The organism is Haloarcula rubripromontorii, assembly GCF_001280425.1.
GTDB lineage: Archaea > Halobacteriota > Halobacteria > Halobacteriales > Haloarculaceae > Haloarcula > Haloarcula rubripromontorii.
Map to the genome: position 1 here is coordinate 449,611 of NZ_LIUF01000004.1, position 12,336 is coordinate 461,946.

Genomic DNA, 12,336 nt, shown 5'->3' on the forward strand with positions numbered 1-12,336 from the left:
TTGGCCGGGGCAGTGTACCAGTTGGCAGGGCGCTGATACGCCCACAGAACGCGGCAAATCAGGTTCCGATTACAGGTGTCGATTCGTCAGTCGTCACACGGCGGCGTCTGCTTCGGCGAGGTGTCCTCGAACCGACGATAGAGCCTGCGCAGTTCCATCCGAATCGTCACACGCTCGATGAGAGCAAAGCCCGCAACGACGACGAGGAAGCCAACGAACGTCCACAGCGACACCGACGAGCCAAGCAGTAGCCAACCCATGAGCGCGGCGAAGATCGGCACGACATACGCGACCAGATTCGCGCGAACCGGGCCGATGCGCTTGATGAGGCCGAAGTAGATGGCGTACGCGACCGCTGTCGACGGGATGCCCACAGCGACGATGCTCGCAATCGTTGCAGGCCCGATGCCGATCACGGCTGTTGGCGGCTCCCCGACGAGCAGGCTCGCAATGTGGAGGAGGACCGCACCGACGGCCATCGCCCACGCCGTCAGCGGTGTACTGTCCATCTGCGGGCTGACACGCTGGAGGAGGACGCTGCCCAGAGCAACGGCCGCGGCCGCACCGAGGACCAGCAGTTGCCCGACCGCGCTCGCGTCGGTGAACGTCGACGGCGACGGCTGCACGATGATGATAACGCCGCTCAGCGCGATACCGATACCGACCACACCGAGCCACGATAGGCGGTCGCCCAGCAGCCACCAGGCGAACACGGGGGCCAGGATCGGGTTCAGGCCGTACATGACAGACGCCGCTGCGGGCGTCGTTGTGCCTTGACCGAGGAACAGAAATCCGTTGTTGAGCGCGATGAGGAACAGCGCCGCCATCCCGATGCCCACGAAGTCGCCGCGAGTCCGCGGTAACCACGTCGACCTGGACCGGGTGAAGACGATGTAGCCAAGCAGCGTCACCGCTGCCAGGTCGAACCGAAGGCCGGCAAACAGCACCGGCGGAAGTTCACGGAGTCCGGTTTTGATCGCGACGAACGAACCGCCGAACAGTACCGCAAGCAGGACGAACAGCGCACTGTCTCGGTAGCGAGCAGGGAGTGACGGACGATCAGTGAACGCGGACCGCAGCATAGGCCAAGTCAGTTGGACCACCCATTAAAACGAAAATATCTCATTACCTGTTCAACGGGTCGAAATGTGAAGAGGGCTGTGGGAGACGTGGTGTCACGGACCGACAGCCGATTGGCATATGCTACCGATAACGCCCTGAATCGACTTACTCCCACGCGGCCGGCGCGAAGTCCGGGTTGATGCGCCGGTCGACCGTCTCGATGCCGTCGATGCGGTCGATTTCCGCGTCGGAAAGCGACAGGTCGAGGCTCGCCAGGTTATCCGTGATGTGGGCCTCGCTCGTGGCCTTCGGAATCGCCGTCACGCCCTTCTCGCGGAGCCACGCGAGGCTGACCTGGGCCTCGCTCACGTCGTGGTCGTCGGCGATGGCTTCGAGGACCTCGTGGCCGAACACTTCCCCGCGGGCCAGCGGCGAGTACGCGACCAGTTCGTAGTCGTGTTCCGCCGCGTGCTCGCGCAGTTCCGACTGCTGGAGGAACGGGTGGGCCTCGACCTGGTTTGCGAACACCGGTGCGTCGAGTACGTCCATCGCCGTTTCGACGTGGTGTGGTTCGAAGTTCGAGACGCCGACGTTGTCGATGAGGCCACGGTCGACGAGTTCATCGAACGCTGGGAGCGTGTCCTCAGGTTCGTACTCGCGCGCCGGCCAGTGGACGTACAGCAGGTCAACAGAATCGACACCGAGTTTGTCGAGGCTCTCCTCGGTCGTCTCGATGACATCGTCGTGCGAGAGGTTCGATATCCACACTTTCGTCGCCAGGAAAATATCGTCACGGTCGACGGCAGCCGCGGCGATACCGTCACCGACGGCGCTTTCGTTGTCGTAGGCCTGTGCGGTGTCGATATGTCGGTATCCGGCCTCTAGAGCTTTTCGGACGCTCTCGGCACACTGGTCTGCGTCGTCGTTCTGCCAGGTGCCGAGACCGAGCATCGGCATCCCGTTCGCTCGCGGGCCGCCTGTCGGGGACTGTTGCTTCGTCATATCCGATAGCCGGTGCTTGCGACTTTAAGACGTTTTGAAGCCGGCGCGGAAGACCGCCTGTGCAACGGGGCGTGGGCATTCAGAACCCATAGGCCCCGAAGAGCCAGAGCGCGGCGACGGGCGACGCGGCGAGGAGGACACCGAGGACCACCGTCCCGAGGACCGCGTCCAGCCCGATCTCGGCGAGCGGGCTGTCGTATCGCCACAGCTGAACGACGACGTAGACGGCGGCGACTGCCGCGCCGCCGAGCGTCAGGAACGGCGGAACCCCAAGCCCCGGAAACCGTACCGCCTGTAGTGGGTTCGAGCCGCTCGAAACCGCGAAGTCGATGCCGACGGCGACAGCGCCGACGGCGGTGGCCGCGACGACGTACGAGACGCCGGCGACGGCGTGGCGGAGCGCCGCGGTTGGCGAGAACGGCTCTCCGGCGGCCGGAGCCGCGTAGGTCCCCAGTCCGGCGTAGGGGAACGGAACGGTCAGGACGGCAACGGCGACGGCGTACGGGAGGACCGACGAGACGGCAACGATGAGTACTGCGACGGTCAGCGCGTACGTGCGGGCGGTCGCTTCCCCGAGCACGAGCGGCGGGACGAGAGTGACCGTACCCGCCACCAGAGCGAACAGACAGACGGGGAGAGAGTAGGGCCGGAACCGACCGACGTAGCGTTGGATCGACACGTCGGAGCGGTTCCAGACCCAGGTGTATAGGTGTTGCTACCCCGCACGGAAAGCGGAACGAGGCGACAGCATCATCAGTCAGACGGTTTATACGGCCGGACAGATTTGACCCTGTATGACAGACTTCGGACTACAGGTGCGGATGCTGGTGGTCGGTGCGATTCTGTTCGCGTTCTACGTGTTCGCCGGCACGGCGCTGTCGGTGCTGTTGGGCCTGCCGCTCGTTCCGGTGCTCCTCGTCGGCATCCTCGTCGTCCCGGCCGTCCAGTACAAACTCGGAAAGTGGTTGGCACTCCGCGGTGCGGAGGATATGCCGGACGACCAGCGGTTCGGCTACGTCCACCAGATGGTTCGGCGGCTCTGCAGAGACATGAATATCGAAGAGCCACGGCTGATGGTGATGGACATGGGCGTCCCCAACGCCTTCGCCGTCGGGCGCAAAGGCGCTGGCGTCGTCGTCGTGTCAAGCGAACTGATGCAACTCCTCGACGATGATGAACTGGAAGGTGTCATCGCACACGAACTGGCGCACATCAAGAATCGGGACGTCATCACGATGGTAGTGGGCCAGTCCATCGGGATGCTCGTCGGCTACGTCGCCTACTTCGCAGTGCTGTTCGGCGGCGAGCGGAACATGGGGTCGTGGATTCTGGCGATGATCGCCTCCTCGCTCGCAAACGCGCTCGTCATGGTGTTCGTGCTGGCGATCTCGCGGTATCGCGAATACGTCGCCGACGCGGACGCTCGCCGCGCCATCGGCACCGGCGAGCCACTTGCTCGTGCGCTCGAAAAAATATCTCGCGGTGCCGAGGGGCGGGAATCGACAGTCGAGGACAGCATGAACGCCCTCTGTATCTTCAACGCCGACACAGGGCTGTTCGAGCGTCTGTTCTCGACCCATCCGCCGACGGAGAAGCGCATCCAGCGGCTCCGATCCTGAGCCGACGGCCGGACTGTCGCTCGGCGGTATGTCGTGGCCCTGCCGGCTCTGTAGCCCCCGTAAGGATGTCTGCTAACTGGCTGTTTATCAGCGTCGAGCCGGAAGTATCGCTATGTCAGACACGATGCGAGCGGCGGTCGTGCCCGAAGCGGGAGCGGACTTCGAGGTCGTCGAACGTGACATCCCCGAGCCGGACGCCGGGGAGGTACGAGTCGCAGTGGACGCCTGCGGCATCTGCCACAGCGACGTGTTCGCAAAGGAGGGGACCTACCCCGGCGTCTCCTATCCGCGAATCCCGGGGCACGAGGTAGCGGGCCGCATCGACGCCGTCGGCGACGGCGTCGACGCCTGGGAGGAGGGCGACAGGGTCGGCGTCGGCTGGCACGGCGGCCACTGCTCGACCTGTGACCAGTGCCGGCAGGGCAACTTCCTGCAGTGCGAGAACGGCGAGGTCACCGGGGTGAGCTACGACGGCGGGTACGCCGAGTACATGACCGCACCAGCGGAGGCGCTCGCGAAGATTCCGGACTCACTTGATGCGGCGGCCGCAGCACCACTGCTCTGTGCGGGCGTGACAACGTTCAACGCGCTCCGAAACAGTGATGCGAACGTCGGTGACCTCGTCGCCGTACAGGGCGTCGGCGGCCTCGGTCACCTCGGCATCCAGTATGCACACGCAGCCGGCTTCGAGACGGCCGCCATCTCCCGGACGCCGGAGAAGGAATCGCTAGCAAAGGAGCTGGGAGCCGACCACTTCATCGACGCGGCGGAGACGGATGCCGGCCAGCGGCTGCAAGAGCTGGGCGGGGCCGACGTGGTGCTGGCGACGGCACCATCGAGTGACGCGATCAGTTCTATCGTCAGCGGAGTCGGTGTCGATGGGTCTGTCGTCGTCGTCGGTGTCCCCGGTGAACCGGTTGAAGTGAGCGCACAGCAACTCGTCCAGAGTCGGGGCGCTGTCGAGGGCTGGGCCTCCGGACACGCACGGGACTCACAGGACACGCTGGAGTTCAGTTCGCTCCGCGACATCGCGCCGGAGATAGAGACCTACCCGCTTGCGGACGTTAGTGAAGCGTACGGGCGGATGATCGACAACGAAGCGCGGTTCCGAGCCGTGCTTGAACTGTAATCAGCCAGTCCAATACCGGCTGGAACGGGGCTCTGACGCACGGTCATAGTTGGGATCTCGCCGCCCCGTCGCGATTTCCCGGAGAGCAACGCCTTTGTCCGTGGGTCAAGAACCCGTATTCAATGGACGGCACCGCCGACGACCGCGTCTATTACGTCATCAGCGATCTTCACATCGGCGGCGACGAGCAGCTGGAGGACGTCGAATTTCTCGACGAACTGCTCGATTTTCTGACCCGGTTAGAAACCACCGACGAGGACGCCGAGTTGCTCATTAACGGTGACGCGTTCGGGCTATGGGAGTTTACCGGTATGTCGGGACTGGAGAAGTTCGACGCCCTCGAAGAGACCTATCCAACTCTGTTCGAGCAGTTTCGAAAGACCGGCGAGAACATCGAAATAACCCTGATTCCGGGGAATCACGACCACGAACTCGCAGCCTACGACGAGTACGTGGAGCGGTTCGCGGCGTACAACGTCACTCTCGTCCAGTCGAAGTCGGTGACCCGGCCGGTCGGTGACAAGGCCATCCACCTCGAACACGGTAATCAGCAGGACCCGAACAACCGCATCGAGGACTGGGGCGACACCAACGTGACGCCGCTTGGCTACTACTACAACACACTTGTCACGAGTCGGGCCGGTCAGCTCTCGGACCGGGGTCGATACAACTGGCTCAAGGATGTCCAGGCTGTGACGCCGACGGAGCGGGTTCCGGTGTGGATGCTCTCGAAGTACTTCTATCGCGAGATGAACCCCCTGTTGCGGTATGCACTGGTACCGTTCCTCTTGCTGTTCAATATCAGCGCACTCCTGGCGATTCTGGCAGCGCTGAACCTCCTCGGCGTCTGGTCCGCGCCGGTCGAAACGACGACATCGTTTCTGGGCCAGTTCGGCACGGTCGGCACCGCCATCTGGGTGCTACTTGTGGTGAATGCGTCGCTGGCCGGCCTGCTGCTGCTCGTTGGCATCCCGTTGTATCTGCTGCGCCGGGACATCAAGAAGACGATCAACCGCTTCGGGGTCTTCGAGACTGATCTGACAGTCGACACCCAGACACCGTATAAGCAGGCCGCCCAGGAAGTGTTCGGGAAAACGGAAGACGTCGTTGTCTTCTGCTACGGCCACACACACCGGCCGAGCGTACAGTCGGTTGACGGCGGCCTGGTCGTCAACACCGGGACCTGGCTCAAACGCCTCCACCGTCGGGACGGCATCATCGGGCTTCTGCCCCCGGTGTTTTACCCCTCCTACCAGCTCTGTGCGGTGCGCATCACCGCCGAAGACGGGCGGGTGGTCGTCGAGTACGAGGAAGTACAGAAACCGAGTCCCAGTCCGGAGGAGTTGACACTCACAGAGCGCCTGCTGACGCTCGGTCGGAGACCCAATCCCGAACTGCCGGAGCGTGCGGTCGTAGAAACCGAGCAGTCGGTACCTACGCCGGAGCCAGCTGAGTGACGCTCGGACCGATCCAACGGTCGGGATGGCTGGCGGCGGTGACCCGATGAACAGGGGGTTTCGGCACCGCAGTATTGCTGGGTCTGCTGAGTGGGTCCGTTCCTACCTTCGTGTGTGATTGAGACCTGTCGAGCGTCAGACGGAGGGTGAGCGTTTGCTCCCGAAACGGAGATTCGTGCAGAAAAGTCTATTACATACGACTGTAATGGCTACGTATGAGCAATACCGCGGACGATGGTCGGGCTGACGGGTCGCCACCGTCCACGGCAGAGTTCACACCGGAGCGAGTGCTCTCGGTGTTTCAAGATCGGACGGACCAAGCGAAGCCGTTGACAGCAACCGATGTGATGGACGCGCTCGGCTGTTCCCGGAAGACGGCACACAACAAGCTCGACATACTCGTGGAACGAGGGGAGCTGGAAACGCGAAAAGTCGGCGCACGGAGTCGGGTCTGGTGGATCCCGTTCTCCCAGCTCGTCGGCACAGGCACGGAGCCACACCAGGACCGCGAGCCACCAGTCGAGCGCAGCATCGCCGATGCGGACCTACCGGGGACGGGGGAGACACTGGACGACCGACGTACGGCGTTGCGGGCCGCGTACGATTATCTTCGTGAAAACCCTGATACCGATGCCGGGAAACTCATTACCGAGGTGTTTCAGGAACACCCGGCGGGCTACAAAACCGCTGACGAGTGGTGGGACGCTATCGGACCCGCTCTAGAGGACCTCCCACAGGTTGACCTGGCTGCCGACCACGAACACGTCTGGCACTACGTCGGTGGGTGAGTCCATCGATGCCAGAGGAAAAGCCGACGGAACAGTCGGACGTAGCAGAAGAGACGGAGTCAGAGACAGCAGAGGTGTACGCCTCTCGAAAAGAGCAGCGGTATCCCATCTCATCGTACACCCCAGTCGCGTATGACAATCTCGAAGCGGCACCGGAGAGTGATGCCCATCCGGACACGGGAACGGGCGGGCGGTTCAGAGAACTCTCGTTGCCGAAAGTACCGAAGCTCCGCCACGTCGTCGGTCCCAGCGCAATCATGCTCGGGGCATCGCTCGGGAGCGGTGAGACGCTGTTCTGGCCGCATCTGGTCGCCAGCTACGGCTGGGGGCTGTACTGGCTGTTCCTCGTGGCTGTCAGCCTCCACTTTATCATCAACACCGAGATACAGCGGTGGACACTCGCGACCGGTGAGAGCGTGTTTCGGGCGTTCGAACGGGTTCATCCGGTCCTCCCACTGGCCATGCTACTGGGCGGGTTCGTCAGTCTCGGCTGGCCGGGCTGGGCCGCAAGCGCCGCGCGAATCGGGGCTGAAGGGCTCGCTCTCGGCACATATGACTTCGCCGGCGTCGACATCGTCGGCTGGCGGCTGTTCGGCATCGGGCTCATGGTGTTCATCTGGGTTACCTACCAAGTGACGCCGCTGATGTACAACGTCGTCGAGAGCCTCCAGCTTGTTCTGGTGGCGCTGTCCATCGCGTTCACACTGTTGCTGTTCGTACTCATCGGGTCGGTGGACGTGCTGTTTGGCGTCCCGGGAAGTCTGACTGAAGTCGGTGACTACTCGCCGGTCGGGACCATCGCCGTGCTGGTCGGCGCGCTGGCCTACGCCGGGGCGGGCGGCTACCTCAACCTCTCACAGAGCCTCTGGATACGCGAGAAAGGCTACGGAATGGGCCGGTATCAGGGCCGGATCAAGAACCCCTTCGCCGGCGATGACCCCGAAACCGTCCACGAAGACGGGTTCACGTTCACCCCAGACACGCAAAACCTCAAACGGTGGCGGGGCTGGTGGCGCGTCACACAGCTCGAACACCTCTTGACCTTCCTGCTTGGTCTCCTTCTGGTCACGACGATACTGGTCGTCATCGCGGTGTCGCAGGCACCGGGGACGACGAGTGACGCAGTAGATATGTGGCTCATCGAGATTGCGCCGTCGGTCGGCGGGGTCACGACGAGCGTCATCTACGTCACGCTGTTTCTCGCTCTGTTCACAACCGAATACGCGATCATCGAGTCGTTCGTCCGGAACAGTTCCGATATCATCTACGAGCTGTACGGGCGAGAAGCGGGCTGGAGCCTGCCGCGGCTGTTCTGGGGGTTGCTGACCGTCTTCTGTGGCTGGGGCGTGCTCATCCTCACCCTGCCGATATCGATATCCGACCCCTTCGGACTCCTGGTCGTTGGGGCAGCGATGTCCGGGTTGTTGATGTGGCCCTACATCGTCATCGTCCAGCTCGTCAACACAGTCCGGCTCCCGGAACATACGATGCCGGGCTGGGGGCGCGTCGTCGCGATGTGGGTCGCCGCCGCGTTTTTCGGGTATTTCAGCGTCCTCTTGATTGGCACGGGACTGACGACACGGCTGGGATTACGGGCGTTCACCGTCAAGCCAACCGTACTCGGCAGTGGACTGGGAGGGTACGTCCTCTGGGCAGTCTTCCTGCTCGTCCAGGTGTATACGATGTATCGAGTCGGACGTGCGAAGGTTGCGGCAGACGGAACGGTCGCTGACGCGGCCACTGCGAAAGGGTGGTTCTCGTGACCGACGAACTCCGCGTCCACTTGCACTATACGATGCGGGGCTCGTACCCGCTTCGGCTGGTCGACGTGTTGTTCTGTACAGAACGGGCGTACTTCGTCGAGTACGACTATCTGACACCCGTCGACCTGGTGTTCGGATCGCCGGGTCAGCGGGCCGCCGCGTTCGCCTCACGGGTGGTCGAAGAGGGCGTCCCGGCGGCCATCGAGACAGCCGAACAGGTCGACACGCAGTCATACGACACACTCGACAGCGTCGATATCCACACGGGTGGCCGAGTCGGTCGGCCGAAAATCACAGCACGGCCTCGAACAGAATCCGCAACGACGGTTCGCGTCCACGGGCAGTTCGACGCCGACCCGTTCACACAGGCGCTTCGGTCGACAGTGGACGGGCACGACGTCACCGTCAGACAAAGGGACGGTATCGGGTTCTAACTGCACACGGCGGTTGTCACCGGACACCCAGTTACCGTATCGCCGCTGCGACCATCTCGATTGGATGTGGCGGTTCCGCGTCGCCATCGGCGAAATCGTCAATCTGAGACCGACAGGACGCGCCGGGGGCGACAACCTGCTCGGCGGGCGAGTCAGCGATCTGTCCCAGCAGGAGATCAGCGATGCCCTCGCTCATCGAATAGTGTTCGGCCTCGTAGCCGAAGGAGCCGGCCATGCCACAACAGCCTGAATCGAGCGGGTCCACATCGTAGCCGGCCCGCCGGAGGACGCCCACGGCGTGATGGTCCTTCTTCGTCGCCTTCTGGTGGCAGTGGCCGTGGTAGGCCAGCGACTCGCCAGCCTCACTAAAGGAGATAGCCTCCCCAAGCCGGTACGTGTCGATGTACTCGCAGACGCCGTACGTGTTCTCTGCGACGGCATCGACGTCGTCGCCGGAAAGGAGGTCCCGGTAGTCGACCTGGTACATCACCGCGTCGGAGGGCTCGATAGTGACAACGTCCCAGCCCTCACGGATTCGCGGCGCGAGGGCGTCCACGTTCGCCCGTGCCGTCTCGCGAGCGTGGTCCAGCATACTCTTGGAGAACGCGGGCCGGCCGCTGTCTGTCACGTCGTCTGGCATGACGATGTGGACGCCCGCCGCCTCCAGCACTTCTACGGCCGCTTTCCCGACATCAGGGTGGCTGTAGTTCGTGTACGGGTCGGCGAGCAACAGCACCTTCCGGTCGGCTCTGCTCGCCGCGACAAGCGCCCCGCCGCGGTCGGCCCACCAGTCCCGGAACGTGGACCGGTGGAAGGCGGGCAGGGTACGCTCTTCCGTGATGCCGACCGTTTTCTCCATGAGGCGGCCCGCCCCCGGGAGGTCCATCAGCCAGTTCGACACTGGAGCGAATGCACTCCCGACCGAGAGTACCGTCTCGACGTTGGCGAACAGCCGGTCCCGGAGCGAGATACCCTCGCGCTGGTGGTGTTCGTGGACCACCTCGGCCTTGAGCTTCGCCATGTCGACGCCACTCGGACAGTCCTTCTTGCAGCCCTTACAGCCGATACAGAGGTCCAGCACTTCGGTGACAAACTCCTCGTCGAATGGGTCGTCGGGGAGGTCGCCGTCCATCGCCGACCGGAGCATGTTGGCCCGGCCGCGAGTACTGGTGATTTCCTCCTCGGCAGCGCGGTAGGTCGGACACATCACCCCGCCCGTGGTCTCCTGATGGCCGGTACAGCCCGCACACCCGTGGCAGAGTTCGACCATCCCCTGGAACCCGTTTTCGTTATCCCAGTCGAGCGCGGGCTCGAAGCCCGCGTCGAACGCGTAGTCGGGGTCGTACCGGAGGTCCTCGGCCGGGTCGTGGTCGCCGCAGATGTTGCCCGGGTTCAGCCGCCAGTCGGGGTCGAACGCCGATTTCAGGTCGCGGAAGGTTTCCCAGAGGTCGTCGCCGTACAGTTTCCGGTTCCACTGGGTTCTGGCGCGACCGTCGCCGTGTTCCCCCGACACTGACCCGTCGTACTGGACGACGAGATCCGTGATGGCGTCGGAGATGGCTTCCATCGTCTCGATGCCATCGCCGGATTTCAGGTTCAACAGCGGCCTGATATGCAACACGCCGGGGCCGGCATGGGCGTAGTATGAGGCGAAGGTGTCGTGCTCGTCGAACAGCTCCCGGATATCGGCGACGTACTCCGGGAGGTTCTCGGCCGGGACCGCCGTGTCTTCGACGAACGGCCAGTGCTTGTCGTCACCCGTTCGCGATAGCAGAATCGGCAGCCCGGCTTTGCGCATCTTCCAGAACTTGGCCTGCCGATCCGCGTCGTACGCCTCCAGCGCGTCGACGGCGTGAACGGGGGCGTCGGTGACCGACCCCGATCCCTCGCTCGGCGACGCCTTAGCGTCGTAGCCCGGGAGCCGGTCGGCGAGTAGGTCAGCGACCTTCTGAGCGCCGTCCTCGGCCGAGTCCGCGTAGAACTCGACGAGCAGCGTCGAATCCGTTTCTTCGGGAAGCATGCCGACGACATCGGCGAACTCCGGCGTCTCTGCGGCGAGGTCCAGCAGCACGTCGTCCATCACCTCGACCGCCGATGGGTCGTGGTCGAGAATCGGGGCCACGTCCCGCATCGCCGAGATAATGTCGTCGTAAGTCAGCATGGCGACGGCGGTGGCCTCGGGGACGGGTTCCAGCGAGACTGTCGCCTCCGTCACGACTGCCAGCGTTCCCTCGCTTCCGGCGAGCAGTCGGGCGAGGTTGACCTCGCCGCGCTCCCTCGCGTTGTCGACCAGTTCGTCGAGGTTGTACCCGGAGACGTTGCGCTTGAGGTCGGGATACCTGGCATCGATTTCGGCGGCGTCCTCCGAGATTATCTTGGCGACTTCGGCGTAAATCCGGGTTTCGAGATCGGCGTCCGGCCCGGCCTCGGCCGCCCGCGCTTCGAGGTTATCGATGTCGACCCAGCCGAATGTTGTTCGAGTGCCGTCTGCGAGGACGACCTCACATTCCTCGATGTACGCGTCGGTCTTGCCGTACTTCAGCGAGTGCGCGCCGGTCGTGTTGTTCCCGATTGCACCGCCGAGAACGCTCTTGTCGCCCCACGCGGGGTCCGGCGCGAATTTCAGGCCGTGGGGTTCGAGTCGGTCGTTGAGTCGAGCGATGGTGATGCCGACCTGCGCACGGGCCTGTTCGGCCTCCGGGTCGACCGACAGCGGTTCGTCCATGTGCCGCTTGAAATCGAGGACGACCGCCTCGTTTACCGACTGTCCGGCGAGACTGGTCCCGCCGCCCCGTGGGAGGACTGGAATGCCTTCCTCGGCGCAGTACTCCATCACCGCGACCACATCGTCGGTCGAGACCGGCGAGACGACGCCGATTGGGAGCTGTTCGTAGGCGCTCGCGTCAGTCGCGAACAGTTCCCGGGTGTACGCGTCGAAGCGTACGTCGCCGTCCACGCGACGCTCCAGGGCCGAAACGAGGTCCGGCCGGTTGACGCTGTCGCCCTGATAGTCGTAGTTCGCGCTCGGGTCTGTCGCCGGGTCGTGCTGTTGGGGGGGTCGGGAGTCGTATGCCATGAGTGA

The 12,336-nt window shown here is 63.7% G+C and carries 10 protein-coding genes; 6 read left to right on the top strand and 4 right to left on the bottom strand.

The genetic code is table 11. The annotated features are described in order from the left end of the window. Positions 1–86 precede the first annotated feature (86 nt). The 3 genes from AMS69_RS14435 to AMS69_RS14445 all read right to left on the bottom strand — a co-directional run bounded on the left by AMS69_RS14435 (position 87) and on the right by AMS69_RS14445 (position 2,737). Entirely contained in the window at positions 87–1,082 is a 996-nt protein-coding gene (locus AMS69_RS14435; protein WP_053968752.1) for a DMT family transporter, read from the bottom strand. 145 nt (positions 1,083–1,227) lie between these two features. Further along, positions 1,228–2,019, bottom strand: a complete 792-nt coding sequence (locus AMS69_RS14440) for an aldo/keto reductase (RefSeq protein ID WP_053968753.1) — start codon at positions 2,017–2,019, stop codon at positions 1,228–1,230. 124 nt (positions 2,020–2,143) lie between these two features. After that, positions 2,144–2,737, bottom strand: a complete 594-nt coding sequence (locus AMS69_RS14445) for a hypothetical protein (protein ID WP_394325232.1) — start codon at positions 2,735–2,737, stop codon at positions 2,144–2,146. A 121-nt stretch (positions 2,738–2,858) separates the two neighbouring features. On the opposite strand from AMS69_RS14445, the gene AMS69_RS14450 reads away from it, so the two are divergent. From AMS69_RS14450 to AMS69_RS14475, 6 genes are all read left to right on the top strand, one after another. Next, complete coding sequence (locus AMS69_RS14450) at positions 2,859–3,683, top strand: M48 family metallopeptidase (RefSeq protein WP_053968755.1); 825 nt, start codon at positions 2,859–2,861, stop codon at positions 3,681–3,683. 124 nt (positions 3,684–3,807) lie between these two features. Next, positions 3,808–4,812 carry an alcohol dehydrogenase gene (locus AMS69_RS14455; protein ID WP_053968895.1) on the top strand — a complete coding sequence of 335 codons (1,005 nt, stop codon included), beginning with the start codon at positions 3,808–3,810 and terminating at the stop codon, positions 4,810–4,812. 122 nt (positions 4,813–4,934) lie between these two features. Then, complete coding sequence (locus AMS69_RS14460) at positions 4,935–6,269, top strand: metallophosphoesterase (RefSeq protein WP_053968756.1); 1,335 nt, start codon at positions 4,935–4,937, stop codon at positions 6,267–6,269. 215 nt (positions 6,270–6,484) lie between these two features. Then, positions 6,485–7,057: a helix-turn-helix transcriptional regulator gene (locus AMS69_RS14465; protein WP_053968757.1), complete on the top strand. Its 573-nt coding sequence runs from the start codon at positions 6,485–6,487 to the stop codon at positions 7,055–7,057. 8 nt (positions 7,058–7,065) lie between these two features. Beyond that, positions 7,066–8,820 carry an Nramp family divalent metal transporter gene (locus AMS69_RS14470; RefSeq protein ID WP_053968758.1) on the top strand — a complete coding sequence of 585 codons (1,755 nt, stop codon included), beginning with the start codon at positions 7,066–7,068 and terminating at the stop codon, positions 8,818–8,820. Then, positions 8,808–9,254 carry a hypothetical protein gene (locus AMS69_RS14475; protein WP_053968759.1) on the top strand — a complete coding sequence of 149 codons (447 nt, stop codon included), beginning with the start codon at positions 8,808–8,810 and terminating at the stop codon, positions 9,252–9,254. The genes AMS69_RS14470 and AMS69_RS14475 overlap by 13 nt, the downstream gene beginning before the upstream one ends. A gap of 31 nt (positions 9,255–9,285) precedes the next feature. On the opposite strand, the gene AMS69_RS14480 is transcribed toward AMS69_RS14475, so the two are convergent. Next, positions 9,286–12,330, bottom strand: a complete 3,045-nt coding sequence (locus AMS69_RS14480; protein ID WP_053968760.1) for an FAD-binding and (Fe-S)-binding domain-containing protein — start codon at positions 12,328–12,330, stop codon at positions 9,286–9,288. Positions 12,331–12,336: the final 6 nt, after the last annotated feature.